The following is a 26,986-nucleotide window of genomic DNA, read 5'->3' as shown; positions in this document are numbered from 1 at the left end:
AATGATAAGTTTATATGAATTTTAGGTTTGGTTTAGCTTTATATCAAGGATGTTTATCTTATGTGACATATAAATTAAAGAATTATGACTAATATGTAATAACTATAGAAAAAGAGAACTATATGAGATAAAATCTTTATATCTAATTAGTAAGAAAATTCCGAAAATTTAACAGGGGTGTGATCACTTTTGAAACATATTAAAAAGTTATTAGTAGCCAATCGTGGGGAAATCGCTATCAGAATTTTTAGGGCTGCTGCAGAATTAAATATTAATACGGTAGCCATTTACTCTAATGAAGATAAATCATCTTTACATAGATATAAAGCTGATGAGTCCTATTTAGTTGGTAGTGATTTAGGGCCAGCTGAAAGTTACTTAAATATTGAACGCATTATCGAAGTAGCTAAAAGAGCAAATGTAGATGCGATCCACCCAGGTTATGGATTTTTAAGTGAAAATGAACAATTTGCCCGCAGATGTGCAGAAGAGGGGATCAAATTTATTGGGCCACATCTAGAACATTTGGATATGTTTGGGGATAAAGTTAAAGCTAGAGCAACTGCACTTAAAGCTAACTTACCAGTTATACCTGGTACAGATGGACCTATAGAAAGTTATGAGGCTGCACAATCATTCGCTAACGAAGCAGGTTATCCACTGATGATTAAAGCAACAAGTGGCGGTGGTGGTAAAGGTATGCGTATTGTTCATGAAGAAAGTGAACTTGAAGATGCTTTCCATCGTGCTAAATCTGAAGCAGAAAAATCATTTGGTAATAGTGAAATATATATAGAACGTTACATTGACAACCCTAAACATATTGAAGTCCAAGTTATAGGTGATGAATATGGTAATTTAGTACATCTATATGAACGTGATTGTTCAGTTCAACGTCGTCATCAAAAAGTAGTCGAAGTAGCACCATCTGTAGGATTGCCGGAATCTTTAAGAGAGAAAATATGTGATGCTGCTATTCAATTGATGTCTCATATTCAATATGTAAATGCAGGAACAGTCGAATTTTTAGTATCTGGCAATGAATTCTTTTTTATTGAAGTCAATCCACGTGTACAAGTGGAACATACAATCACTGAGATGATAACAGGTATTGATATCGTTAAAACACAAATTCTCGTTGCTGACGGAGCAGAACTATTTAGTGAAGAAGTAGGTATGCCAAAGCAAGAAGATATTCAGACGTTAGGTTACGCTATTCAGTGTCGTATCACAACTGAAGATCCACTCAATGATTTTATGCCTGATTCTGGCACAATCATAGCATATCGTTCTAGTGGCGGTTTTGGTGTACGTTTAGATGCTGGTGATGGCTTCCAAGGCGCAGAAATATCGCCATATTATGATTCTTTATTAGTGAAATTATCTACGCATGCTATGTCATTCAAACAAGCTGAAGAAAAGATGGAACGCTCATTAAGAGAAATGCGCATTCGAGGTGTGAAAACAAATATACCATTCTTAATCAATGTGATGAGAAATGAACAGTTTAGAAGTGGTGATTATACTACTAAATTTATAGAAGAAACACCTGACTTATTTAACATACAACCAACATTAGATAGAGGTACAAAAACATTAGAATATATAGGAAATGTAACTATTAATGGGTTCCCTAATGTTGAGCAACGACCTAAACCACTTTATGAAGTTGCATCTATTCCAAAAGTATCACAAAAGAAAATAGCTACATTTTCGGGAACGAAACAGTTATTAGATCAACAAGGACCTAAAGGTGTGGCAAATTGGGTGCGTGAACAAGAAGATGTATTGATGACAGATACTACATTTAGAGATGCCCATCAATCTTTATTAGCAACGCGTGTACGTACTAAAGATATGTTAAATATTGCGTCTAAAACAGCAGAAGTATTTAAAAATAATTTCTCACTAGAAATGTGGGGCGGTGCAACGTTTGATGTAGCTTATAATTTCTTAAAAGAAAATCCATGGGAACGCCTTGAAAGATTGCGTCAAGCAATACCGAATGTACTGTTTCAAATGTTGTTACGTGCTTCTAATGCGGTAGGATATAAGAATTACCCAGATAATGTTATTCAAAAATTTGTGAAAGAAAGTGCAGAAGCTGGTATTGATGTATTTAGAATATTTGATTCTTTAAACTGGGTTGATCAAATGAAAGTAGCGAATGAAGCGGTTCAAGAAGCTGGAAAGATTTCAGAAGGTACTATTTGTTATACAGGAGATATCTTAAATCCAGAAAGATCTAACATTTACACTTTGGACTACTATGTGAAATTAGCTAAAGAATTAGAAAGAGAAGGTTTCCATATCTTAGCGATTAAAGATATGGCCGGTTTACTGAAACCTAAAGCAGCATATGAACTGATTGGCCATTTACGAACTGCAATCGATATGCCTATACATCTTCATACTCATGATACAAGTGGGAATGGTTTATTAACGTATATGCAAGCTATTGACGCAGGTGTAGATATTATAGATACAGCTGTAGCATCAATGAGTGGTTTAACAAGTCAACCGAGTGCGAATTCACTATATTATGCATTAAATGGATTCCCACGTCATTTAAGAACTGAAATTGACGGACTGGAAGAAATTAGTCATTACTGGTCAACAGTGCGTCCTTATTATGTTGATTTTGAAAGTGATATCAAATCTCCGAATACTGAAATTTATCAACATGAGATGCCAGGAGGACAATATTCTAATTTAGGTCAACAAGCTAAAAGTCTTGGTTTAGGAGAACGCTTCGATGAAGTTAAAGATATGTATCGTCGTGTGAATTTCTTATTTGGTGATATTGTCAAAGTAACTCCATCTTCGAAAGTAGTAGGAGATATGGCATTATTTATGGTTCAAAATGATTTAAATGAAGACGATGTTATTAATCAAGGGCATAAACTAGATTTCCCAGAATCTGTGGTTTCGTTCTTTAAAGGTGAAATCGGTCAACCTGTCAACGGATTTAATGAACAACTTCAAAAAGTAATTTTAAAAGGACAGACATCATTAGAAAATAGACCTGGTGAATATTTAGAACCTGTCGATTTCGAAACAGTAAAACAAGAATTAGCTTCAATTCAAAATACTGAAGTAACTGAGCAAGATATTATTAGTTACGTCTTATATCCAAAGGTATACAAACAATTTATTGCAACAAAAGAGCAATTTGGAGATTTATCTTTATTAGATACACCAACATTCTTGTTTGGTATGAGAAATGGTGAAACAGTTGAAATAGAAATTGATACAGGTAAACGACTCATTATTAAGTTAGAAACAATTAGTGAACCAGATGAAAATGGTCAAAGAACCATTTATTTCTCAATGAATGGACAAGCAAGACGTATATATATTAAAGATGAAAATGTTAAAGCGAATGTAAATGTAAAACCAAAAGCAGATAAAACGAATCCTTGTCACATTGGTGCACAAATGCCAGGTTCAGTGACTGAGGTGAAAGTAGCGGTTGGCGATAAAGTAAAAGCAAATCAAGCTTTACTTATCACTGAAGCGATGAAAATGGAAACAACTGTTCAAGCACCGTTTGATGGAATGATTAAACGGATTACTGTAGCAAGTGGAGATGCGATTGCAACAGGTGATTTATTAATAGAAATTGAAAAATCAACAGATTAATTTAAAAAGCCGCAACATTCAATTAAATATGATGAATGTTGCGGCTTAATATTATGATTTGTTTTTTAAACTTCTTGTAGTTCGTAACATTAATAAAATGAAATAGGCAATCATACCGAATAAATAAGTAATAAACAAAGCATGTAGTAATGCAATGAACAAATTAACATTTGTAATGACTGATAATGCACCAGTGACTACTTGTAAAATAACTAAAATAAATGCCGCAGTGTAACCGTATCTGATTGTACGATTATCAGCATAATTTTTCACGGCATGAATAAATGTGAACATGATCCACATGAATGTAATAAATGCCATCCCTCTGTGTGCGAACTGTACCCAGTCATGTACGTTGTGTGGGACAATATCATCAAAAGGTACTGGCCATGCACCATAAGCTAAACTAGATTTAGTATGTCTCACTAGTGCGCCTGTGTATATTGTTAGGTAAACAATAATTGCCATTAACCAAGTTAATGTACGGAGAGGCTTTTTAATCATTACTTCATCGGCTTCATATTTTTGGTCAATTGAGAAGACGATAAGCGTTATTAAGAATACAGATGAGAAACTCACAAGTGATATACCGAAGTGTAATGCTAATACGTATGCATTTTGTTGCCAAATAACTGCTGCAGCACCAATTAAAGCTTGTAGTAATAAGAACCCTACACTGATAATAGATAATGGTTTAATCTCTTTAATATACCCGATATGTTTCCATGCAGTTATAACTAGCCACAATACCACGATTAGTGACAATGCTGATACAGCTCTGTGGCTCAATTCAATAATAGTTTGAATTGGTAAGTTCTGTGGTAGAAATGCCCCATTACATAATGGCCAGGAGGAACCACAACCATCTTCAGAACCAGTTTTAGTGACGAGTGCACCACCTAATTGTACAAATGTCATGATAATTGTTGCTAAGACACTTAACCATTTAAGGTTTTCTTTTCTAAACAATGATAAACACCCCATCATTAAAATAAAGTACTTTATCTAATCTCGTATATCATGTTAGACAATTCCTTTAAATTAACGTATATATTTTTCTTTTACATTATATTAATGATACCATTTTTAAATGCGTTACAAAATCAACTATTTAGAATGTCGTTAAAGTGTCACAATTTAATTTTTTAAAACCTAGTCTTTTATAACTATTTGCTATATCATTATATTATATGAAAAAGTTCAAGGAGGGGAATTATGAACAAAGAACAAACTTTGTCACAAGATACGGGCCGTGTGACATTCAAAGAGTTACAACAGATTATTAAGATGGGCCTTGTTCAAGGGAATTTGATTCCTGCATTTGCCGGGGCTTGGTTGGCTGTTGTAATGACAAACCATTCCTTCCTATCGTCTATACCTCAAATTTTATTAATGATTATAGGTTCTACATTTATAATGGGCGGTGCATGTGCACTTAATAACTATTACGACCAAGATATTGATCAAATCATGCCTAGTAAACAAAATAGACCCACTGTAAATGATAGAATTTCAAATAAACACTTATTAATTTTAAGCTTTGGTATGATGTTAGTAGGTGAGGCATGTTTATTTATACTCAATATTCCATCAGGTGTATTAGGATTAATTGGTATCGTAGGATACGTTTCTTATTATTCGATTTGGTCGAAACGACACACAACTTGGAATACTGTCGTAGGTAGCTTTCCTGGTGCAGTACCACCATTAATTGGTTGGGTAGCTATTGATGGTTCTATCAGTGTTGCAGCAATCGCATTATTTTTAGTAGTATTTTGTTGGCAACCTATTCATTTCTACGCTTTAGCGATTAAACGAAGTGATGAATATTCATTAGCAAATATTCCAATGTTACCATCTGTTAAAGGATTCAATAGAACACGCATAAGCATGTTCATTTGGTTAGTATTATTATTACCAATTCCATTCATGTTATCTAGTTTAGGCACTACATTTATTGTTTTAGCTACATTATTAAATTTAGGTTGGATGGCATTAGGTTTGACATCATTCAAACGTAATAGTGATCAAACTAAATGGGCGACAACTATGTTTATCTATTCATTAAACTATTTAGTTGTATTCTTTGTACTGGTTGTAGTCGTATCACTTATTAAAATGATATAAATATAAAATTAAGTAAGGATGAAACATATGAACGTACCTATATTACCGACACTAAGTACCTCTTGTATTGTTATTAGTGCGATATTAGTTGCCATTGGTTGGAGACTTATTTGGAAAAAACAAATTGATAAGCATAAAAAAGTAATGTTATGGGCAGCTGTATTCGCAGCTACATTCTTTATTATTTATGCTAGTCGTACAATTTTTATAGGAAACACTGCATTTGGTGGTCCAGATAGTATTAAAATTTACTATACGATTTTCTTAGTATTTCATATTAACCTAGCAACAATTGGTGGGGTATTAGGCTTAATACAAATTTTCACGGCCTTCAAAGATAAATTTAATATCCATAGAAAAGTTGGACCTATTGCTTCAATTATTTGGTTCTTTACCGCTATTACTGGTGTAGCAGTATATTTACTTTTATACATCTTATATCCAGGTGGCGAAACAACTTCATTAATTAAAGCAACTTTAGGTTTATAATTTAATAATTTATATGTACTGATAAAACTTAATTGTAGGTTTTATCAGTTTTTTAATATGTTTAAGTCTGTAATTCATATTACAAACTTAAATAGGTAAAAATGTTTATAATGAAATCTATGATAAAAATAGACTTATCTTGATTATGAAATATATATTTATGTACAATAATAATAATTCTATTGAGGTGGGTGAAAAATGAAAAAATTAGTAATACGAATATTAGGTGTAGTCTTTTTAGTTTCTTTTCTAATCTATTTATTTTACTCACCACGTTTAAAGTTTGATGTATTAGAAAATCCTAATAAAAATCATAAAACTGAGCGAACTGAACAGTTTAAAAATACTAATAAAGATATTGAAAATCCAAAGCCTAAAAAAGGTGTGGGGACTTGGATTGGTAAAGATATCGATCTACTTACTAAAAAATATGGGCAAGCAAATCGTACATATCCTGTTAGTGATGATTATAAAAATTATGTGTTTAAGAAGAAAAATCAATATTACATTGTTAGCGTTAAAGATCATCAAATTAAATCCGTATATGCTACAGGCAAAGATGTAAATATGAGTCCCTTACATATAGGTGAAGAAAATTCTAAAATATATGAAAATACTAGCATTAATCCTGAACCAACCATTAAATCTAAGGGCAAGGTTTATGAGTTCGAATTGTCTGATGAAGACTTAAAAACGCAAACATTAATTAAATACGGCAATGTGTATGCGCAAGTGTATTCTGATCAACAAACTAACAAGATTATGGCAATTCGCTTTTTAGATAAAGATGCATTAGCTTCATTACAACCATACAAAACCAATGAATCTAAATCCTCATCTAACATCAAACATAAAGAATTACCATATGAACAAAACCCAAATCAGTTGATGACACTCTATGAAGTAACAAATGAAATGAGAAAGTTAAAAGGGTTAAAGACGTTAAAAGTAAATAATGATATTGCACACATAGCCTCTATTAATTTGTTTGATGCGACGAAGAGTGGTTATGATTCAGTTGAATTTACTGAAAATGCATTGAAACAGCAATTAGATGAACGAGATATTAGTTATACTTCTACAAGTCAAAATGTGGGTTATAACTTTGATGATGTTCCAACGTTAATTCATAGTTGGATGAATTCGGATATTCATCGTTCAAGAATGTTAAATACAAAGTATGATGAAATGGGTGGAGAAGTGATGAAAGATTATTATTCATTAATTTTCTTAGAAAAATAAGAAAGGGGAAGATGATAAATGATAAATGAAGAAACATTGTCTATTTTAGACGATATCGAAGCCTTGTCTGATATGATTGTAGATTCTGCAACTTATCATGACTATATCGAAGCAAAGGAATTATTATATCAAGATGATGAAGCACACTTATTATACTCAGCGTTTTTAAAGTCTAAAGATAAATATGACGATGTCATGCGTTTTGGTAGATATCATCCGGATTATAAAACAATAATGATGGAAACACGTCAACGTAAAAGAGCATATGAAATGTTACCAGTGGTTATGGACTATAAATCTAAAGAAGTGGAATTACAAAATTTAATCGATGAAGTGATTAGTAAAATTGCATTAGCAGTATCAGATAATGTAAAAATTGAAACAGGTAATCCATTCTTCCAAACAACTGCACATGGTTGTGCCTCTGGAGGATCATGTAATTGCTCACTATAGAAAGATAAATGGCAAGGTCTATGTTGAACATGAGACCTTGCCATTTTTAGGCATCCTATTTCAATGTTTCTTTAAACTGTTGTGCTAGATCAGGACGATCAGTTACAAGGGTATGTGCACCTTTTTGATAAAGGTCTGTCATTAAATCAATGCTATTAATGCCATAGTATCCTGGTACGATGTTTAATAGTGTTAACCATTTAATAAATCTGGCAGATGTAAGTCGTATACCTTTAAATTCGGTAGGCATTTGGAAAGTATTTGCTTTAGGATGATAAGCGTTACCTCTAAAGGTATTGAATTTAATGAAAGCTTCAGTAACTTCACTTTGACTTGCACCAATTGCAACTGTACCTTTACTTAATTGGTCAAAGCGTTCTATTTGTTCTTTATGGAAACTTGTGACTAAAACACGATGTTCTGCTTGATGTTTAGAAATTTGATGGTAAAGGACTTCAGGTGCTATAGCACCTTCATAGCTATCAGGATGATCTTTCAAATCTACATTGATATACATTTCTGGGTAAAGTTCTAATAACTCTTCAAACGTAAGAATTTTTGCCTCTGAATGCCCACGAAATGGGTATTGACGATTAATATCTGTAAAATAATAACCGGCATCTAATTTTCTTAATTCAGCAAGTGTGTGTTCGCAAACTTTACCTGAACCATTAGTAGTACGATCTACCGTTGCATCATGGAAAACAATGAGTGCTTTATCTTTAGTTAATCGTACATCCGTTTCAAATCCATCCACACCATATTGAACTGCATTATCAAATGCTAATTTAGTTTGTTCAGGTCTTACGGCCATACCACCTCTATGAGCAAAAAGATATGGTGCTACACCTGAAAAGAATGGAGGGATTGCATTAATTTCACGTGGCTTTTTATTTTGATTAACATAAAGCACACTTCCTACTATACTTGCCATTGCTAATGAGCCATTAACTAACCACTTATTTAGTTTAACCATTTTATATCCTCCTTAAGTTATTAAAGTAATATTAACAGATATCAGTTACATATTAAAAATGAAGTGCGTATTGAAATAGCTGACGCTAACAAACAAATGATTGTCAACACAATTGACGCATAAAATGTGTTTCCAAATGCCATTCTCTGGTTTATATTAAAAGGTGATTGTTATTTCATAAAATTTCAACTCATGATATGATAAAAACTGTATATCAAATGGAGTGAAGAGAGATGAATTTAGTTCCTAGAGTAAGCCTCGTCGTTTACTTAAAACACATTAAACACGAAAGACAAATTAGAAAATATGGACACATCGTTCATTCAAATAGACAACGCAAGTACGTAATTATGTATGTTAATGAGAATGAAGCGGATGATGTTGTTAATAAATTAATGAAATTAAAATATGTAAGACATATCGATGGATCACCTTATCGATTTTTAAAGAAAACTTATGAAAAAGAAAAACACGAAGTTTTATAACTCGTGTTTAAGATGACGTATTTTATTGTAATGGTGGAATCCATCGCTGTAGTCTTAACACGCTAATTAAATAATTAAAATACAAGTCATTGTCATGAAATGCTTCAGGTGGTTGAACGTCTATGCCTAAGACTGGGATATCATAGGCTTCTGCCTTGTTGTTAATCATTTCAAATTTTTTATTGCTGTCAGGATAAGGATATTTTACTGCGTTCATCATCATGTACATTGCTTGAAAATAATTGCCCTCGGTTGGTTGCATTACAATAGCGACAGATGATAATTGTTTTTCAGTTTGTGGTGAATGAAAATAAATAATTTTATCAATGCGTGAATGGTTATAGTCGATAAGTGTAGTAAATTCAAACAAATCTGTTAAACCTTCACCCAAGACAATAAATGATTGTTTCATATGTTAAATCAATCTCCTTTTAAGTCAAATTATATTAAATTACATTGGGAAATGGAAGTGTGAATGAAATGCGTGTGATAGCAGGAATACATAAAAGTAAAGCCTTAGAAAGCTTAGAAGGTCGAAATACTAGACCGACTATGGATAAGGTCAAAGAAGGCATATTTAATAGTTTACATGAAGTATCTGGTCTTGGTTTAGATTTATTTGCCGGTAGTGGTGCACTTGGTATTGAAGCACTATCTCGAGGAATGGACAAGGTCATTTTCGTAGATCAAAACTTTAAAGCAGTAAAAGTGATCAAATCAAATCTAAAACAACTCGATTTAATATCACAATCAGAAGTTTATAAAAATAATGCAGACCGGGCTTTGAAAGCTTTAGCTAAAAGAGAAATACAATTCGATTATATTTTTCTAGATCCACCATATAAAAAAGGTTTAATCGATGAAGCATTAAAAAGCATTGCGGAGTTTAATTTACTAAAAGAAAATGGTATTATCATTTGTGAGTTTAGTAATGATGAACATATTCAAAGCGCACCGTTTAAGGAAATAAAAAGATATCATTATGGTTTGACAGATACTTTGTTATTAGAAAAAGGAGAATAATATGAATAAGACGAAAGCAGTCATTCCCGGAAGTTTCGATCCAATTACATATGGTCATTTAGACATTATTGAAAGAAGTGCAGATCGTTTTGACGAAATTCATGTTTGTGTTTTAAAAAATAGTAGTAAGGGCGGCACTTTCAATTTAGACGAACGTATGGATTTAATTAGAGGTTCAGTAGCACATTTATCCAATGTGGAAGTACACCATTATAATGGTTTGTTAGTTGATTTTTGTAAACAAGTTGGCGCAAAAACAATTATCCGAGGTTTAAGAGCAGTAAGTGACTTTGAATATGAACTACGTTTGACATCTATGAATAAAAAGTTAAACAGTGATATCGAAACCATGTATATGATGACTAGTACGAATTATTCATTTATTAGTTCGAGTATAGTAAAAGAAGTTGCAGCATATAAAGCTGATATTTCAGAGTTTGTACCACCCAATGTAGCTGAAGCCTTAAAAGAAAAATATCATATATAATTAATAAACCGCACTGTGAAATAATACGAATCACATCATTTCACGGTGCGGTTTTTAAATTTTTATAACAGGTGTATTAAAATCATCATCGAATTGTTGGCTCATTAGATTATAGATATGAGTAGCTTTAATTTCATTTGAGAAATAAGCAGAAGATGATTGGTTGATATTCGTAATAAAATGACGTTCTGGAAAATGACGTTTTAAGTATTTTAAATATGCACGACCATTTTCATTCATACCTAATATTCTAGCAGCAGAGATATCATGTTTAATATCACATTGTTGAATATTAAGTAATACATTCATTAATACGCGTTGAATATGGGTATAAGTGTATCGTTTCGTTTTGACTTTAGTTAATAAATCTTTAAATGAGTGTGCATCCTTAATCATAGAGATTAAACGATTTTCCAAACCTTCACTCATAGTATATATGGTTTTAAGTGTTGAAATACGTTGTGTTAATAACTGATGTTTGATATACGGAAAGGCGTGCTCAACAGTTGTAAAGTGCGAGTGATATAGTGACTTAATTGCTTCTGGAACAACATTTTCCCAGTCAGAATGATGATGAATGATAGATTGGCGTATAGATGATCCGCTAGCAAATTGTTGATGTTGAATCTTTTGATCACGATGTTGTGCTGTATCACGATAAATAGTGATAGCTTCTATTTGAGGTGCAAATTGCTGAATCCCTTTTAAATATCCAATACTTAGAATATTATTTGGGGATTGTAAAATATCATTAGTAGATTGATGTTGGATTAATTCGTTAATGATTCTAGGATAACTCTTACCCTCTTTTAATTTTGATTTAAAGGCATCACTATTTTCCAAATCAAGAACCTGTTTTGCTGCTTCTTTTAAAGCGTTAATATTGCCATGTTCGCTTCCAAATGAAATGGTATTGACATCTAAATAATCAGCCAATTTAATTGCCATTTCACCAAAATAATCACCTGATGAAAGACTGGCAATGGTAGGAAGTTCAACTACTAAATCAACTGCTGATAGGGCCATTTGTGTACGTATAAATTTATTAAATAGAGCGGGTTCGCCTCGCATGACAAAGTTGCCACTCATGAGGGCAATGGAAACATCCGCTTGTGATTGTAATTTGGATTGTTGTGCATGGTATAAATGCCCGTTATGGAATGGATTATATTCAGATATAATGCCAACACTTTTCATTTGCAATTCGTCCTTTCAGAATTCATTATTAGTATTGTAACAGAAGTACGTATGTTAAGAAAAAATCTTGACATATTATACTGAGAAAGTTAAAATAAATTTTGTGCTTGTTAGAGGTGAAGCCATATGAAATGGTCAATAACACAATTAAGAAAATATCAAGGTAAACCATTTGAATTTAATCAAACGGTGAATTTTGAACATTTAAAAGAATCATTAGATCTTATCGATCTTTCTGAAATCAATGTTGAAGGACAATTAACTGTTAAATCAAACGAAGTTATTGCAGATATGCATATCACTGGTACATATACGATGCCGTGTGCACGTACATTAGTACCTGTAGAAGTACCGCTAGATGTCGAAACTTCTGAAGTGTTTGATTTAGAAGGCAGTGATTATTATACCGACGATGAAGAACAGGATGAACATTATCATTCAGCAACTGACGGTATGATTAACATTAAAGATATTGTTGAAGATTTTGTAATTATCGAGAAACCGATGAGAGCATATTCAGACAATAGCAATCAAATGTTAACTGAAGGCAATGGTTGGGAAGTGATTGATGAAGATGAATTCGAGGAACTTGTAAAAGAACAAGACCAAGAAAATGATGATTCAGACAGAAAGCAAGTTGATCCAAGGCTTCAGAAATTACAACAATTATACGATAAAGACCAATAGCAGTTTAATTAATGATATAATATTGTTAAATAAACTGATATCATTTAATGATGTGTTTAATTTTAAGGAGGATAAATCATGGCAGTACCTAAAAGAAGAACGTCTAAAACAAGAAAAAACAAACGTCGTACTCATTTCAAAATTTCAGTACCTGGTATGACTGAATGCCCAAGTTGTGGCGAATACAAATTATCTCACCGTGTTTGTAAAAACTGTGGTTCTTACAATGGTGAAGAAATCGTATCTAAATAATTTTAGATATCAATAAATATCCTAATTGGAATAGTCATTTCAATTAGGATATTTTTTTATTTATGATCATATATTTAAGGTTGTATATTTTTAACGGTTGGTGAATAAAATTCACTAGCCGTTTTATCTTTTAGACACAAAAAAGCACAAATATCTCTATAATTATAAGTGGCTAAACAAATAAGTAAGGAGAGATATTGTGCCTATGTGTAATGATATATCAGAAATCATTGGAATTGAAGTAGAAAACTTAAAAATCACTCAAAAACTTGGCTTGTATGTTCATAAAAACGTTCGATGTTTACTATACAAAGGGATTTTGACGTACATCCCTATGGGATGTGAATGTTGTGGTATTAAAAACGATAATCACTTAATCATTAAACACGGATTTCGAGAAACTAAAGTATATAAGAACAACATACAGAAGTTGTTGTTACAGTAAATAACGTAAAATATCGATGACTTGCTTTCTTTATTTAAAAAAGTAGCTCAATCATATACAATTAAATAGAAGAAATCATTACATTGGAGATTAAATATATGGAACAAATTACGTCTGCACAGAATAATAAAATTAAAAATGCGAATAAATTGAAGAAAAAGAAAGATCGAGATAAAACAGGTTTAGCACTTATTGAAGGTGTACATTTAATAGAAGAAGCTTATCAAAGTGGCTTAGTGATTGAACAGTTATTCGTTGTTGATCCAAGTAGAACGGATAGTAGCTTAATGGAGTATGCAAATGAAACATTTGAAATCAATTTAAAGGTAGCTGAATCATTATCTGGAACAGTAACACCTCAAGGTTTTTTTGCTGTCATCAAGAAACCAGACTATGATGTAACGACTGCGAGACAGGTTTTATTAATTGATAGAATACAAGATCCAGGTAATCTGGGGACTTTGATTCGTACAGCAGATGCTGCAGGTATTGACCTGATTGTAATGGAAAAAGGAACAGCAGATCCTTATCAAGATAAAGTGTTACGTGCTAGTCAAGGTAGTGTATTTCATATTCCAGTTATATCAGAATCATTACAGTCATACATTAATAACTTTAATGGTCCTGTTTATGGCACTGCATTAGATAACGCAGTAAGTTTTAAAGAGGTTGAAGCACAAGAGACATTTGCATTGATTCTTGGCAATGAAGGTGAAGGTGTAGATACAGCGCTATTAGAACATACTACGCAAAATATAACGATTCCAATATATGGACAAGCTGAAAGCTTGAATGTAGCTATTGCGGGTAGTATCTTATTATATCAACTCAAAGGATAAATTGTAGATCCTAAATAATCAATCGTATTTTTCATAATGCGCTATGATGTGATTGTAGGTTGACCCTATATATCTAAATCGTCTATAATGAATGATGAATTCATAACAATAAATATTAACTTATATAAAAGTGAATCAATAGCCTATAAAAAGACTTAAATTAATGTATAAAGTTGTATAAGGGAGAATAATCGTGACTGAAAATTATTCCGACTTTGGTTAGTTTTTTTCATCTTTTTGGCTACTTAAAGAGATTTAAGTCGGAGTACGTCTTCGTTAGCAACGTATACAAGTGTATGCATAAGCATAAATTTGGGTGGTACCACGGAAGGCTTTCGTCCCAGTTAATGGACGAGAGTCTTTTTTATTTGTTGGAATGAGATAAAAGAAAGCAGACTGAGATATACATCAATGTCTGAGTATAAAAAATGTACTGGCAACTAAGGAGGAAGTTAAAATGACTCAAAATGATCATATGAGTGAATTAAAACAACAAGCGTTAGTTGATATTAATGCTGCAAATGATGAAAAAGCATTACAAGATGTTAAAGTGAAATATCTAGGTAAAAAAGGTTCGGTAAGTGGTTTAATGAAAAATATGAAAGACTTACCTAATGAAGAAAAGCCAGCATATGGACAAAAGGTGAATGAATTAAGACAAACGATTCAACAAGAACTAGATGAAAGACAAACGATTTTAGCCAATGAAAAGTTAAATCAACAACTTGCAGAAGAAACAATTGATGTGACATTACCTAGTCGCCAAATAGAAATAGGTTCAAAACATCCATTGACACGTACAATTGAAGAGATAGAAGATTTATTCTTAGGCTTAGGTTATGAAATTGTTGATGGTTATGAAGTAGAACAGGATCATTATAATTTTGAGGCATTAAACTTACCTAAATCACATCCTGCACGTGATATGCAAGATAGTTTTTATATTACTGAAGAGACTTTAATGAGAACACATACGTCTCCAGTACAAGCCCGTACGATGGAACAACGTAATGGCCAAGGTCCAGTGAAAATCATTTGTCCAGGTAAAGTTTATCGTCGTGATTCAGATGATGCGACGCATAGTCATCAATTTACACAAATTGAAGGTTTAGTTGTAGATAAAAATATTAAGATGAGTGATTTAAAAGGTACATTAGAATTACTAGCTAAAGAATTATTCGGAGCAGATAGAGAAATACGTTTGCGTCCAAGTTATTTCCCATTCACTGAACCATCTGTAGAAGTGGATGTCTCATGCTTTAAATGTAAAGGACAAGGTTGTAATGTGTGTAAACATACCGGTTGGATTGAGATTTTAGGTGCAGGAATGGTGCATCCTAACGTATTAACAATGGCAGGATTTGATGCTGATGAATACTCTGGATTCGCGTTTGGTATGGGACCTGACCGTATCGCTATGTTGAAATACGGTATTGAAGATATTCGACACTTCTATACGAATGATGTGCGATTTTTAGATCAATTTAAGGCTGTAGAAGATAGAGGTGAAGCGTAATGTTAATTTCAAATGAATGGTTAAAAGATTATGTTGACGTAGAACAAAATGTTCAAGATTTAGCTGAACGTATTACACGTACTGGTATCGAGGTAGATGATTTAGTAGATTTAACAAAAGATATTAAAAATTTAGTGGTAGGTTATGTGGTATCTAAAGCTTCTCATCCTGACGCTGACAAATTAAACATTTGCCAAGTTGATATTGGTGAAGAAGCGCCAGTACAAATCGTTTGTGGTGCACCTAATGTTGATGAAGGACAATATGTCATTGTTGCTAAAGTTGGTGGTAGATTACCAGGTGGTATTAAAATTAAACGTGCTAAATTACGTGGCGAACGCTCTGAAGGTATGATTTGTTCATTACAGGAAATTGGTATTTCAAGTAATGTGGTACCTAAATCGTTTGAAAATGGTATTTTTGTATTCCCAGAATCAATAGCACCGGGTACAAATGCACTGGACGCATTGTACTTAAATGATCAAATTATGGAATTTGATTTAACACCAAACCGTGCAGACGCTTTAAGCATGGTCGGTACTGCTTATGAAGTTGCGGCACTATACGATACACAAATGACTAAGCCAGATACAAATAGTAATGAAGAAGCTAACTCTGCACTGGACGAATTGCAAGTGACAGTAAAAAATAGCGACAAAGTTCCTTATTATAGTGCTAGAATCGTTAAAAATGTCACTATTGCACCATCACCAATATGGATGCAAGCACGTTTAATGAAAGCAGGTATCCGACCAATCAATAACGTTGTGGATATTTCTAACTATGTGTTATTAGAATATGGACAACCGTTACACATGTTTGACCAAGATCAAATTGGTTCAAATCACATTGAAGTTCGTCAAGCACATCAAGATGAAAAGATGACAACTTTAGACGATCAAGAAAGATCATTACTTGAATCAGATATTGTTATTACTAATGGACAATCTCCAATTGCACTTGGTGGCGTGATGGGAGGCGACTTCTCAGAAGTTAGCGACAATACGACAAATGTTGTTGTAGAAGGCGCAATTTTTGATTCAGCATCAATTCGTCATACCTCAAGACGATTAAATTTACGTAGCGAAGCGTCAAGTCGATTTGAAAAAGGCATAGCTACAGAATTTGTCAATGAAGCAGTTGATCGCGCATGTTATTTATTAGAGACTTATGCATCAGGTTGTGTGCTTAAAGATCGCGTAGCTCAAGGGGATTTAGGATCGTTCATTACACCAATTCAAATTACAACAGATAAAATTAATCGTACGATTGGATTTAATTTATCTACTGAAGCAATTAAAAATATCTTTGAACAATTAGGATTTGAAACTGAAAGCCAACAAGATGAGCTTACTGTTTATGTACCATCAAGACGTAAAGATATTTCTATCAAAGAAGACTTGATTGAAGAAGTTGCTCGTATTTATGGTTATGATGAAATTCCATCAACTTTACCAGTATTTGAAGATGTTACAAATGGTGCATTAACCGATCGTCAGCATAAAACACGTACAGTTAAAGAAACAATTGAAGGTGCAGGTTTAAACCAAGCAATCACATATTCACTTGTATCAAAATCACATGCGAAAGATTTTGCATTACAAGATAGACCAACTATCGAGTTATTAATGCCAATGAGTGAAGCACATTCAACGTTACGCCAAAGTTTATTACCACATTTGATTGAAGCGGCTGCGTATAATGTTGCGCGTAAAAATCAAGATGTTAAATTATACGAAATTGGTCGTGTCTTCTTCGGTAATGGGGAAGGTGAATTGCCTGATGAAGTAGAATATTTAAGTGGTATTATGACAGGTGATTATGTTGTAAATCAGTGGCAAGGTAAGAAAGAAACAGTTGACTTCTATTTAGCTAAAGGTGTTATAGAACGTGTAGCCCAAAAACTTAACTTAAATTTTGAATATCGTGCTACAGAAATCAATGGTTTACATCCAGGAAGAACTGCGATGGTATCTTTAAAAGGTAAAGATATTGGTTTTATCGGAGAATTGCATCCTACAGTAGCTGCTGATAACGACTTAAAACGCACATATGTCTTTGAATTGAACTATGAAGAGATGATGAATGTGTCAGTAGGCTATATCAATTACCAACCAATTCCTAAATATCCTGGTGTATCTCGTGATATTGCATTAGAAGTTGAACATGATGTACCAGCTTCTGAATTAATAAATACAATTCATCAACATGGAGCTGATATTCTTCAAGATACACTTGTGTTTGATGTATATGAAGGTGAGCATTTAGAAGACGGTAAAAAATCAGTAGCCATTAGATTGTATTATTTAGATACTGAGAATACTTTAACAGATGAACGTGTAACAACAGTCCATGATCAAATTATTGAAGCACTCAAAGCAAAAGGTGCAACAATTAGATAATTAAATATAAAAGTAAGAGGCAAGTTCTATTGTGGAAACAGTAGAACTTGCCTTTTTTGAGTATAGAAATTATTGGTATTTTTTATTTACTAACGTCTGTGCTTTCTCTCTATTTTTAAAATGTTTTTTTGAAATAGAATCTAGTTGTTCGACACCTAATTTTCCAATGATTTTTGCAGCGAATAAATCGACTTTATTGCTAGCACCTTTAGGTACATCCATTTTTATTGACTTAGATATTTGATCCATATGTTTAACAAATGCATATCTAGAAATAATACTTGCAGCTGCGATTGCCAATGACTTTGATTCACCCTTTGTTTCGAATTTTGTTTGATTTGGGAAAGGTAAATCTGATAATGCATAACGTTGATATACGCCACGTTCCGCAAATTGATCTATTACAATATAATCTAATGTTTGCGTATCAATTTTTTGAACAACATTCGCAATTGCTTGATTATGTAAGACTGCTTTCATTTTTACTTGTGACCAACCTGCACGTTGACGCTCATTATATTTGACGTTATCTAGAGTGAGCAGGGAATGTGGTATGAATGTTACAAGTTGTTCGGCAAGTTCGACGATTTTAGCGTCGGTTAACTTTTTAGAATCATCCACACCTAATTCTTTCAAAATTTTGACGTGATCCTTTGTGACATATGCAGCACATACTGTGAGCGGACCAAAATAATCGCCACTACCAGCTTCATCGCTTCCAATACAGTTATATTGATTATATTTAATAGAAGAAGTTGTTTTTTTTGATGTTGAAGACGTTGATTTTGGTGTTGAGCTACTTTTTTCAGGGAGTAATTGCTGGGCAACTATTTCGGCATTTTTTCCTTGAAACATGACTTTTCCAGAATTGTAAATATTAATTACAGCATTATTATGTTTTGCTCGTGCCTTCATGCCTTGAGGTAATTGGGATGTATCAAATTTAATCTTAGACATTAATGATTGAATCTCAGTTGCGGTTAATTTATGGACAACGTTTGCCATATAGCGTTAGACCTCTCTTTGTTAAAATCTTTCATAATAATCAAATGATATCATAACATTAATAACCTTAGAATGATGACGGAATGAAAAATATATATTACTTGATAGGATCATACTCTTTGGATATATAGAAAGTTATTCTTTATCATCTCACTACTTACAAAATAAAGGTGACTCATGTATAATGTTTAATGATAAGTAAATGTATAAAACCAAACATTAATATTATGTTATGTTCAAAATAATATAGAAACGTGATTTTGGTTAAATTAAATATAGATACGGAATAATTTAATTAAAAGTCAGGAGATATCGATATGGGTGAGTTTAAGAATAGGATAAATGTTACAATTAATGATCAACATTTCACAATAATCGGCGATGATAGCCCGGAACATATAAGACATGTTGCACATTTAGTGGATGAAAAAATGAAAGAATTGGGACGAAAATCTGCAGGTTTAGACACCACTAGAAAAGCGATTTTAACAGCAGTGAACGTGATGCATGACAAAGTGAGTTTAGAAGAAGAAAATCGTCGATTACAACACGAATTAGAGCAAATTAAACAACGAGAAGATTAAATGCTATTAGATATCGTTGTACTAATGATATTATGCTATGTTTCAATTGTTGGATTTCGACGAGGACTGTGGCTTTCAAGCATACATGCTTTGAGTACGTTTGCATCGTTATGGATTGCACAACAATTTTATCGAGAGATTGCGCAACGATTAATTGTGTTTTTACCATTTCCAAAGACAGTTGCATTTGATACACAATATGCAATTCATTTTAATCATCTACAATATCGTTTTGAGTCAATCATTGCATTTATTGTAATTGCAATAAGCTGTAAGTTGATTTTATATCTAATCATCGTCACATTTGATAATATAGTGGCATATCAACCTTTAAATATCATAAGCCGCGTTTTAGGTATTGTTTTAAGCCTATTAATGGGTGTGATTATTATACAAATATTAACCTATTTAATCGCGTTATATCCGAATGCAATGTTACAAGGTCAATTAGGACATTCATTACTTGCCAAGCAAATTTTATTGCATACACCTTATGTTTCACGAATAATTTTAAATTTATAAAGAAAATGATATTGAGGTCAGGACAGACAATTTGAAAAAATGAGCTATGTCCTGGTCTTCTTTTTATGGAGAGATGTATATGACTAAAAAAGATGTGATTCAATTACTAGAAAAGATTGCTACCTATATGGAATTAAAAGGGGAAAATACGTTCAAAGTGTCAGCATATCGAAAAGCAGCACAGAGTTTAGAAGTAGATGAAAGACCATTAGATGAAATAGAAGATGTAACAGAACTTAAAGGTATCGGTAAAGGTGTAGGTGATGTGATTAATGAATATAGACAAAATGGTCAGTCTACAGCTTTAGAAGATTTACAAAAAGAGGTGCCAGAAGGATTAGTACCATTATTGAAAATACAAGGTTTAGGTAGTAAGAAAATTGCTAAATTATATAAAGAATTAGATATTACTGATAAAACATCGTTACAAGAGGCATGTGAAGCTGGAAAAGTAAGTGAATTAAGTGGCTTTGCGAAAAAAACTGAACAAAATATTTTAGAAGCAGTCAAAGCGTTAGGTGCTAAGAAAGAAAGTTATCCTATCGATCAAATGCGTGGACTTAACCATCAAATTATTGAATATATTAGTCAGTTGGATGACATAGATCAATATGCTTTAGCAGGAAGTTTTAGAAGATATAAAGAACAAAGTAAAGATTTAGATTTTATTATAAGTACGAAAAATCCTGAAAAAGTTCAGCAACAATTATTGGAAATTCCTAATAAAGTTAAAGATGTTGCAGTTGGATCAACCAAAGTATCGGTAGAATTAGAGTATGACGATGAAACGATTGGTGTTGATTTTAGATTAATCGAACCTGCAGCTTTTTATCACACATTACAACATTTCACAGGATCAAAAGATCATAACATACGCATTAGACAATTAGCTAAGGCACAAGATGAAAAAGTGAGTGAATATGGCATTGAAAAAGCCAATGGAGAATTGCTTCAATTCAATAGTGAGGCGGAGATTTATGAACATTTCGGTGTATTATGGATTGAACCTTCAATGCGTGAAGATGGCAGTGAATTTGATAAAGATTTAAGCCAGATGATTCAACTCGATGATATTAAAGGTGACCTTCACATGCACACAACTTATAGTGATGGTGCATTTTCAATCAGAGATATGGTTGAGGCTAATATTGCTAAAGGTTATGAATTTATGGTGATTACAGACCATTCACAAAGTCTAAGAGTAGCCAATGGTTTACAAGTTGAACGCTTACTTCGCCAAAATGAAGAAATTAAGCAATTAGATAAAGAATACGATGAGATTGATATTTACTCTGGCATTGAAATGGATATATTACCTGATGGTTCTTTAGATTATGATGATGAGATATTGGCACAATTAGACTATGTTATTGCTGCTATTCATCAAAGTTTTAATCAATCAGAAGCGGAAATTATGCAACGTTTAGAAAATGCTTGTCGTAATCCATATGTGCGTCATATCGCGCATCCTACAGGTCGCATTATTGGACGTCGTCCAGGTTATGAGCCTAATATAGAAAAATTAGCGCAATTGGCTGAAGAAACAAATACCATCTTAGAAATCAATGCCAATCCGAAACGTTTAGACTTAAATGCACAAACTGTGCGTCAATATCCAAATGTAAAGTTAACTATTAATACTGACGCGCATCATGTTGATCATTTAGAGTTTATGAAATATGGTGTTGCTACTGCTCAAAAAGGATTTGTAACTAAAGACCGTGTGATTAATACGATGTCTAGAGAAGCATTCAAATCATTTATCAATGATAATAAAAAATTGAAGAAATAGAGGGATTGCATGAGACAAAAAACATTAGACGTCTTAGAATTTGATAAAATAAAATCATTCGTAGCTAACGAAGCTATCAGTGATTTAGGACGTGAAAAAGTCGCAGAAATGTCTCCAGCAACAGATTTTGAAACTGTAGAATTTCAAATTAATGAAACCGATGAAATATCACAAATATATAATAAGCATCGATTGCCAAGTTTAAGCGGTCTATCCAAAGTAGCACAGTACATTCACCGTTCAACTATTGGTGGTGTATTAAATGTGACCGAATTAAATGCGATTAAACGCTTAATTCAAGTTCAAAATCAGTTTAAGACATTTTATAATCAATTATTAGAAGAAGATGAAGAAGTTAAATATCCAATCTTAGATAGCCAAATGGCACAATTACCAATTTTAACGGATTTATTTAAGGATATTAATGATAAGTGTGACGCCCATGATTTATATGACCATGCGAGTTACGAGTTACAAAGTATTCGAAGTAAAATATCAAGTACAAATCAACGTATTAGACAGAATTTAGATCGTGTGGTTAAAAGTCAGGCCAACCAGAAGAAATTATCAGATGCAATTGTAACTGTTCGAAATGATAGAAATGTAATTCCAGTAAAAGCAGAATATAGACAAGATTTTAACGGTATTGTTCATGATCAATCTGCATCAGGACAAACGTTGTATATTGAACCATCATCTGTGGTAGAAATGAACAACCAAATTAGTCGCTTGCGTAATGATGAGGCAGTTGAGCGTGAACGTATATTAACTGAGCTGACTTCACAAGTTGCTATAGAATCAGATGCATTATTATTAGCTGAATCGATTATGGGACATCTTGATTTTTTAATTGCAAAAGCGAGATATGCCCGTGCTATCAAAGGTACGAAACCTACATTTCATAAAGAAAGAACAGTTTATTTACCTAATGCATATCATCCCTTATTAGATCATAATACGGTTGTAGCAAATACAATTGAATTTGTAGATGATATTGAAACTGTGATAATCACTGGACCTAACACAGGTGGTAAAACTGTTACGTTAAAAACATTAGGCCTAATTATTGTTATGGCTCAATCAGGCATGCTTATTCCAACTCTAGATGGTAGCCAACTAAGTGTCTTTGAGAACGTGTATTGTGATATTGGTGACGAACAATCTATTGAACAATCTCTGTCTACATTTTCATCTCATATGAAAAACATTGTAGAAATTTTAAAAGAAGCAGATAAAAATAGCTTAATATTATTTGATGAATTAGGTGCTGGAACAGATCCGAGCGAAGGTGCTGCTCTTGCTATGAGTATTTTAGATCATGTAAGAAATATAGGCGCTCTAGTGATGGCAACTACCCATTATCCTGAACTAAAAGCATATAGTTATAATCGTGAAGGCGTGATGAATGCAAGTGTTGAATTTGATGTGGAAACGTTAAGTCCAACATATAAGTTATTAATGGGGGTCCCAGGACGTTCTAATGCATTTGATATTTCTAAAAAATTGGGCTTAAGTCTTAATATTATTAATAAAGCAAAAACAATGATTGGTACAGATGAACAAGAAATTAATAATATGATCGAATCATTAGAGAAAAATTCAAAACGTGTAGATGAACAACGTATTGAACTAGATAGATTGGTTAAAGAAGCGCAGACGACACATGATGAATTAGAAAAACAATATCAGCAATATCAAAATTATGAGAAATCATTGATGGATGAAGCGAAAGAAAAAGCAAATCAACGTGTAAAATCTGCAACAAAAGAGGCAGATGCTATTCTTAAAGAGCTAAGAGAGCTTAGAGATAAAAAAGGTGCGGATGTTAAAGAACATGAACTTATTGATAAGAAAAAACAACTTGATGATCAATATGAAGCAAAATCTATAAAACAAAATGTTCAAAAACAAAAATACGATAAAATTCAAACTGGTGATAAAGTTAAAGTGTTATCTTATGGCCAAAAAGGTGAAGTGCTCGAATTAGTTGGAGATGAAGAAGCGGTTGTTCAAATGGGAATATTGAAAATGAAATTACCAATTGAAGACTTAGAAAAAATGAAAAAGAAAAAAGAAACACCGACTAAAATGGTCACAAGAGCTAACAGACAGACAGTTAAAACTGAACTTGATTTAAGAGGATACCGATATGAAGATGCATTAATTGAATTAGATCAATATTTAGATCAAGCTGTCTTAAGTAATTTTGAACAAGTTTATATTATTCATGGTAAGGGTACAGGAGCATTACAAAAAGGTGTGCAACAACATCTAAAAAGACATAAAAGTGTGAAAACATTTAGAGGTGGTATGCCAAGTGAAGGTGGATTTGGTGTTACCGTTGCATCACTAAAATAGAAGCAAAATCATAGTGATATGCTTTAAAGACGATACTTCTAATTTAAGACAGTTCTACAAAAATTTTAAAATAATTGATGTTTTTATATGAGCTTAAGCAGATTGCAATGCATTACCTTATAAATTCTGTTATAATTTGCTCATCATTTAAAAATTAAGGAGGATTGGCAATTATGGCAATCGTAAAAGTAACTGATTCTGATTTTGATAGTAAAATTGAATCTGGTGTTAAATTGGTAGATTTCTGGGCTACTTGGTGTGGACCATGTAAAATGATCGCTCCAGTTTTAGAAGAATTAGCAGGGGACTATGAAGGTAAAGCAGATATCTTAAAATTAGATGTAGATGAAAACCCATCAACTGCTGCAAAATACGAAGTAATGAGTATTCCAACTTTAATCGTATTTAAAGACGGACAACCAGTTGATAAAGTAGTAGGTTTCCAACCTAAAGAAAACTTAGCAGAAGTATTAGATAAACATCTATAAGAATATAGAAACTGAGACTGGGGCATTTTCATAAATGCTCCAGCTTTGTTTTGTCTATTTATATATTAACGTGCTCATAAAGGACAGACATGTATATGGTTGACTATTAAAATTTTGAGAAGAGAGGAGGACATGGATGGAAACGTATCAAGAAAAAATTAAAACAAAACTAAATGTAGTGCCATTAGAGCCAGGTTGCTATTTAATGAAAGATCGCAATGATCAAGTGATTTATGTCGGCAAAGCGAAAAAACTACGTAATCGATTACGTTCTTATTTTACGGGTGCGCATGATGCTAAAACAACTCGATTAGTAAGTGAAATTCGTAATTTTGAGTTTATAGTGACATCCAGTGAAACTGAATCCTTACTTTTAGAATTAAACTTAATTAAACAATACCAACCACGTTATAACATTTTATTAAAAGATGATAAAAGTTATCCTTTCATCAAAATTACTAAAGAAAAGCATCCAAGATTAATTGTAACGAGAACCGTTAAAAAAGGGACTGGCAAATATTTTGGTCCATATCCTAATGCTTATTCCGCACAAGAAACAAAAAAATTGTTAGATCGTATTTATCCATTTAGAAAATGTGATAAAATGCCAGACAAATTATGTCTATATTATCATATTGGTCAATGTATGGGGCCATGTGTGTATGATGTCGATTTAGATAAATATGCACAAATGACAAAAGAAATTAGTGACTTCCTACATGGTGAGGACAAAACGATATTGAACCATTTACAAGAACGTATGGAAAAAGCGAGTGAGTCTCTTGATTTCGAACGTGCAAAAGAGTACCGTGATTTAATCCAACATATTCATAATCTCACTAAAAAACAAAAAATTATGTCAACAGATAATACGATTCGAGATGTCTTTGGTTATAGCGTGTCAAAAGGTTGGATGTGTATTCAAGTCTTTTTCATTAGACAAGGGAATATGATTAAAAGAGACACTACGATGATTCCAATCCAACAAACCGAAGAAGAAGAATTTTATACTTTTATCGGTCAATTTTATAGTTTAAACCAACATATTTTACCGAAAGAAGTACATGTTCCGAAACATTTAGATAAAGACATCATACAATCAGTTGTAGATACTAAAATTGTTCAACCATCTCGTGGGGCGAAAAAAGAAATGATTGATTTGGCAAATCATAATGCAGAAGTTTCGCTCAATAATAAGTTTGAATTGATTGCTAGAGATGAATCTAGAACAGTCAAAGCAATAGAAGAACTTGGTGAAAGAATGGGTATTCAGACGCCAATTAGAATCGAAGCATTCGATAATTCAAATATACAAGGTGTGGATCCTGTATCTGCCATGGTAACTTTTGTTGATGGTAAACCAGATAAAAAGGGATATCGTAAATATAAAATTAAAACAGTTGAAGGTCCTGACGACTATAAATCAATGCGAGAAGTTGTTCGACGTCGATATACACGTGTACTAAACGAAGGTACACCTTTACCTGATCTCATCATTGTCGATGGTGGTAAAGGGCATATGAATGGCGTGATGGATGTTCTTGAAAATGAATTAGGCTTAGACATACCAGTGGCTGGATTACAAAAAAACGATAAACACCAAACGTCCGAGTTATTATATGGTGCAAGTGCTGAAATCGTACCATTAAAGAAAAATAGCCAAGCCTTTTATTTACTTCATCGAATTCAAGATGAAGTACATCGATTTGCTATTACGTTCCATAGACAGACAAGACAGAAAACAGGACTTAAATCTGTACTTGATGATATTGAGGGCATTGGAGCAAAACGTAAAACGAAATTATTAAGAACATTTGGTTCAATTAAGAAAATGAAAGAGGCATCATTAGAAGAATTAAAAAAATCTGGACTGCCGGAACATGTCGCAAAAAACTTACAACACGCACTTCAAGACAAATAAAATTTCAATTTTTGGACATGAGAATTATTCTCATGTCCAAAAATGCTTTAAATA

At 32.7% G+C, this 26,986-nt stretch carries 24 protein-coding genes and 1 pseudogene; 20 read left to right on the top strand and 5 right to left on the bottom strand.

Translation table 11 applies throughout. The annotated features are described in order from the left end of the window. Positions 1 to 189: 189 nt before the first annotated feature. The gene (locus LPC11_RS08615) at positions 190 to 3,642 is read left to right on the top strand and encodes a pyruvate carboxylase (RefSeq protein WP_231307220.1); all 3,453 of its coding nucleotides are present in this window, start codon (positions 190 to 192) and stop codon (positions 3,640 to 3,642) included. A 51-nt stretch (positions 3,643 to 3,693) separates the two neighbouring features. Here the strand turns inward: LPC11_RS08615 and LPC11_RS08610 are convergent, their stop codons facing one another. Next, positions 3,694 to 4,611 (bottom strand): COX15/CtaA family protein, encoded by a 918-nt coding sequence (locus LPC11_RS08610; protein ID WP_231307219.1) that lies wholly within the window; start codon positions 4,609 to 4,611, stop codon positions 3,694 to 3,696. Between the two features lie 246 nt (positions 4,612 to 4,857). Here LPC11_RS08610 and cyoE point away from each other — a divergent pair, with 246 nt between their 5' ends. The 4 genes from cyoE (at position 4,858) to LPC11_RS08590 (ending at position 7,953) form a co-directional block, all read left to right on the top strand. Next, positions 4,858 to 5,769 carry a heme o synthase gene (cyoE, locus tag LPC11_RS08605; RefSeq protein WP_023375094.1) on the top strand — a complete coding sequence of 304 codons (912 nt, stop codon included), beginning with the start codon at positions 4,858 to 4,860 and terminating at the stop codon, positions 5,767 to 5,769. A gap of 27 nt (positions 5,770 to 5,796) precedes the next feature. Next, positions 5,797 to 6,258, top strand: coding sequence for a DUF420 domain-containing protein (locus LPC11_RS08600; RefSeq protein ID WP_023375095.1), 462 nt, complete (start codon positions 5,797 to 5,799; stop codon positions 6,256 to 6,258). A gap of 198 nt (positions 6,259 to 6,456) precedes the next feature. Beyond that, complete coding sequence (locus LPC11_RS08595; RefSeq protein WP_023375096.1) at positions 6,457 to 7,500, top strand: CAP-associated domain-containing protein; 1,044 nt, start codon at positions 6,457 to 6,459, stop codon at positions 7,498 to 7,500. 18 nt (positions 7,501 to 7,518) lie between these two features. Then, the gene (locus LPC11_RS08590; protein WP_023375097.1) at positions 7,519 to 7,953 is read left to right on the top strand and encodes a YlbF/YmcA family competence regulator; all 435 of its coding nucleotides are present in this window, start codon (positions 7,519 to 7,521) and stop codon (positions 7,951 to 7,953) included. Between the two features lie 55 nt (positions 7,954 to 8,008). Here LPC11_RS08590 and LPC11_RS08585 read toward each other — a convergent pair whose 3' ends face one another. Beyond that, positions 8,009 to 8,929: a lysophosphatidylglycerol phospholipase D gene (locus LPC11_RS08585; RefSeq protein WP_107566480.1), complete on the bottom strand. Its 921-nt coding sequence runs from the start codon at positions 8,927 to 8,929 to the stop codon at positions 8,009 to 8,011. 233 nt (positions 8,930 to 9,162) lie between these two features. Here LPC11_RS08585 and LPC11_RS08580 point away from each other — a divergent pair, with 233 nt between their 5' ends. Further along, entirely contained in the window at positions 9,163 to 9,414 is a 252-nt protein-coding gene (locus tag LPC11_RS08580; protein WP_002450661.1) for a DUF2129 domain-containing protein, read from the top strand. A gap of 22 nt (positions 9,415 to 9,436) precedes the next feature. On the opposite strand, the gene LPC11_RS08575 is transcribed toward LPC11_RS08580, so the two are convergent. Next, positions 9,437 to 9,826: a DUF7147 family protein gene (locus LPC11_RS08575; protein ID WP_002450660.1), complete on the bottom strand. Its 390-nt coding sequence runs from the start codon at positions 9,824 to 9,826 to the stop codon at positions 9,437 to 9,439. A 68-nt stretch (positions 9,827 to 9,894) separates the two neighbouring features. On the opposite strand from LPC11_RS08575, the gene rsmD reads away from it, so the two are divergent. Beyond that, on the top strand, positions 9,895 to 10,437 hold the full coding sequence (gene rsmD / locus LPC11_RS08570) for a 16S rRNA (guanine(966)-N(2))-methyltransferase RsmD (RefSeq protein WP_023375099.1): 543 nt from the start codon (positions 9,895 to 9,897) through the stop codon (positions 10,435 to 10,437). Between the two features lies 1 nt (position 10,438). After that, the gene (gene coaD / locus LPC11_RS08565; RefSeq protein ID WP_023375100.1) at positions 10,439 to 10,924 is read left to right on the top strand and encodes a pantetheine-phosphate adenylyltransferase; all 486 of its coding nucleotides are present in this window, start codon (positions 10,439 to 10,441) and stop codon (positions 10,922 to 10,924) included. A gap of 54 nt (positions 10,925 to 10,978) precedes the next feature. On the opposite strand, the gene LPC11_RS08560 is transcribed toward coaD, so the two are convergent. Further along, on the bottom strand, positions 10,979 to 12,121 hold the full coding sequence (locus LPC11_RS08560; RefSeq protein WP_023375101.1) for a nucleotidyltransferase: 1,143 nt from the start codon (positions 12,119 to 12,121) through the stop codon (positions 10,979 to 10,981). A 126-nt stretch (positions 12,122 to 12,247) separates the two neighbouring features. Between LPC11_RS08560 and LPC11_RS08555 the strand changes: the two genes are divergently transcribed. The 6 genes and pseudogenes from LPC11_RS08555 (at position 12,248) to pheT (ending at position 18,262) form a co-directional block, all read left to right on the top strand. Continuing rightward, a complete protein-coding gene (locus LPC11_RS08555) occupies positions 12,248 to 12,808 on the top strand; it encodes a YceD family protein (protein ID WP_023375102.1) in 561 nt (186 codons plus the stop codon). Positions 12,809 to 12,886: 78 nt separating this feature from the next. After that, complete coding sequence (gene rpmF / locus LPC11_RS08550; RefSeq protein ID WP_002442221.1) at positions 12,887 to 13,060, top strand: 50S ribosomal protein L32; 174 nt, start codon at positions 12,887 to 12,889, stop codon at positions 13,058 to 13,060. A gap of 205 nt (positions 13,061 to 13,265) precedes the next feature. Continuing rightward, positions 13,266 to 13,472: pseudogene (locus LPC11_RS08545) on the top strand (ISL3 family transposase); the annotation flags it as partial. Positions 13,473 to 13,603: 131 nt separating this feature from the next. Further along, a complete protein-coding gene (locus LPC11_RS08540; RefSeq protein WP_023375103.1) occupies positions 13,604 to 14,344 on the top strand; it encodes a TrmH family RNA methyltransferase in 741 nt (246 codons plus the stop codon). A gap of 457 nt (positions 14,345 to 14,801) precedes the next feature. Next, positions 14,802 to 15,860 (top strand): phenylalanine--tRNA ligase subunit alpha, encoded by a 1,059-nt coding sequence (gene pheS / locus LPC11_RS08535; protein WP_023375104.1) that lies wholly within the window; start codon positions 14,802 to 14,804, stop codon positions 15,858 to 15,860. Continuing rightward, a complete protein-coding gene (gene pheT, locus LPC11_RS08530; RefSeq protein ID WP_023375105.1) occupies positions 15,860 to 18,262 on the top strand; it encodes a phenylalanine--tRNA ligase subunit beta in 2,403 nt (800 codons plus the stop codon). Before pheS ends, pheT begins: the two co-directional genes overlap by 1 nt. 69 nt (positions 18,263 to 18,331) lie before the next feature. On the opposite strand, the gene rnhC is transcribed toward pheT, so the two are convergent. After that, a complete protein-coding gene (gene rnhC, locus LPC11_RS08525) occupies positions 18,332 to 19,267 on the bottom strand; it encodes a ribonuclease HIII (RefSeq protein WP_023375106.1) in 936 nt (311 codons plus the stop codon). 317 nt (positions 19,268 to 19,584) lie between these two features. On the opposite strand from rnhC, the gene zapA reads away from it, so the two are divergent. From zapA to uvrC, 6 genes are all read left to right on the top strand, one after another. Then, the gene (gene zapA, locus LPC11_RS08520; protein ID WP_023375107.1) at positions 19,585 to 19,851 is read left to right on the top strand and encodes a cell division protein ZapA; all 267 of its coding nucleotides are present in this window, start codon (positions 19,585 to 19,587) and stop codon (positions 19,849 to 19,851) included. Beyond that, positions 19,852 to 20,373: a CvpA family protein gene (locus LPC11_RS08515; RefSeq protein ID WP_023375108.1), complete on the top strand. Its 522-nt coding sequence runs from the start codon at positions 19,852 to 19,854 to the stop codon at positions 20,371 to 20,373. Positions 20,374 to 20,452: 79 nt separating this feature from the next. Next, positions 20,453 to 22,165, top strand: coding sequence for a DNA polymerase/3'-5' exonuclease PolX (gene polX, locus LPC11_RS08510; protein ID WP_023375109.1), 1,713 nt, complete (start codon positions 20,453 to 20,455; stop codon positions 22,163 to 22,165). Positions 22,166 to 22,174: 9 nt separating this feature from the next. Further along, the gene (locus LPC11_RS08505) at positions 22,175 to 24,523 is read left to right on the top strand and encodes an endonuclease MutS2 (protein WP_023375110.1); all 2,349 of its coding nucleotides are present in this window, start codon (positions 22,175 to 22,177) and stop codon (positions 24,521 to 24,523) included. Between the two features lie 173 nt (positions 24,524 to 24,696). After that, a complete protein-coding gene (gene trxA / locus LPC11_RS08500) occupies positions 24,697 to 25,011 on the top strand; it encodes a thioredoxin (protein ID WP_002450647.1) in 315 nt (104 codons plus the stop codon). Between the two features lie 136 nt (positions 25,012 to 25,147). After that, positions 25,148 to 26,932, top strand: a complete 1,785-nt coding sequence (uvrC, locus tag LPC11_RS08495) for an excinuclease ABC subunit UvrC (protein ID WP_023375111.1) — start codon at positions 25,148 to 25,150, stop codon at positions 26,930 to 26,932. Positions 26,933 to 26,986 lie beyond the last annotated feature (54 nt).

Origin of the sequence: Staphylococcus sp. HL28, from assembly GCF_021117155.1 — a bacterium.
Lineage (GTDB): Bacteria > Bacillota > Bacilli > Staphylococcales > Staphylococcaceae > Staphylococcus > Staphylococcus warneri.
The sequence above is the reverse complement of the archived record's forward strand: the minus strand, read 5'-3'. Positions and strand labels throughout refer to the sequence as shown.

What these genes read in the sequence shown, in the direction of transcription:
- rsmD (WP_023375099.1), top strand. Translation starts at nt 9,895, where the DNA reads ATGCGTGTGATAGCAGGAATACATAAAAGTAAAGCCTTAGAAAGCTTA.
- pheS (WP_023375104.1), top strand. Translation starts at nt 14,802, where the DNA reads ATGACTCAAAATGATCATATGAGTGAATTAAAACAACAAGCGTTAGTT.
- cyoE (WP_023375094.1), top strand. Translation starts at nt 4,858, where the DNA reads ATGAACAAAGAACAAACTTTGTCACAAGATACGGGCCGTGTGACATTC.
- LPC11_RS08540 (WP_023375103.1), top strand. Translation starts at nt 13,604, where the DNA reads ATGGAACAAATTACGTCTGCACAGAATAATAAAATTAAAAATGCGAAT.
- LPC11_RS08595 (WP_023375096.1), top strand. Translation starts at nt 6,457, where the DNA reads ATGAAAAAATTAGTAATACGAATATTAGGTGTAGTCTTTTTAGTTTCT.
- LPC11_RS08555 (WP_023375102.1), top strand. Translation starts at nt 12,248, where the DNA reads ATGAAATGGTCAATAACACAATTAAGAAAATATCAAGGTAAACCATTT.
- LPC11_RS08505 (WP_023375110.1), top strand. Translation starts at nt 22,175, where the DNA reads ATGAGACAAAAAACATTAGACGTCTTAGAATTTGATAAAATAAAATCA.
- polX (WP_023375109.1), top strand. Translation starts at nt 20,453, where the DNA reads ATGACTAAAAAAGATGTGATTCAATTACTAGAAAAGATTGCTACCTAT.
- rnhC (WP_023375106.1), bottom strand. Translation starts at nt 19,267, where the DNA reads ATGGCAAACGTTGTCCATAAATTAACCGCAACTGAGATTCAATCATTA.
- pheT (WP_023375105.1), top strand. Translation starts at nt 15,860, where the DNA reads ATGTTAATTTCAAATGAATGGTTAAAAGATTATGTTGACGTAGAACAA.
- LPC11_RS08590 (WP_023375097.1), top strand. Translation starts at nt 7,519, where the DNA reads ATGATAAATGAAGAAACATTGTCTATTTTAGACGATATCGAAGCCTTG.
- LPC11_RS08575 (WP_002450660.1), bottom strand. Translation starts at nt 9,826, where the DNA reads ATGAAACAATCATTTATTGTCTTGGGTGAAGGTTTAACAGATTTGTTT.
- LPC11_RS08560 (WP_023375101.1), bottom strand. Translation starts at nt 12,121, where the DNA reads ATGAAAAGTGTTGGCATTATATCTGAATATAATCCATTCCATAACGGG.
- rpmF (WP_002442221.1), top strand. Translation starts at nt 12,887, where the DNA reads ATGGCAGTACCTAAAAGAAGAACGTCTAAAACAAGAAAAAACAAACGT.
- coaD (WP_023375100.1), top strand. Translation starts at nt 10,439, where the DNA reads ATGAATAAGACGAAAGCAGTCATTCCCGGAAGTTTCGATCCAATTACA.
- LPC11_RS08580 (WP_002450661.1), top strand. Translation starts at nt 9,163, where the DNA reads ATGAATTTAGTTCCTAGAGTAAGCCTCGTCGTTTACTTAAAACACATT.
- uvrC (WP_023375111.1), top strand. Translation starts at nt 25,148, where the DNA reads ATGGAAACGTATCAAGAAAAAATTAAAACAAAACTAAATGTAGTGCCA.
- zapA (WP_023375107.1), top strand. Translation starts at nt 19,585, where the DNA reads ATGGGTGAGTTTAAGAATAGGATAAATGTTACAATTAATGATCAACAT.
- trxA (WP_002450647.1), top strand. Translation starts at nt 24,697, where the DNA reads ATGGCAATCGTAAAAGTAACTGATTCTGATTTTGATAGTAAAATTGAA.
- LPC11_RS08585 (WP_107566480.1), bottom strand. Translation starts at nt 8,929, where the DNA reads ATGGTTAAACTAAATAAGTGGTTAGTTAATGGCTCATTAGCAATGGCA.
- LPC11_RS08515 (WP_023375108.1), top strand. Translation starts at nt 19,852, where the DNA reads ATGCTATTAGATATCGTTGTACTAATGATATTATGCTATGTTTCAATT.
- LPC11_RS08600 (WP_023375095.1), top strand. Translation starts at nt 5,797, where the DNA reads ATGAACGTACCTATATTACCGACACTAAGTACCTCTTGTATTGTTATT.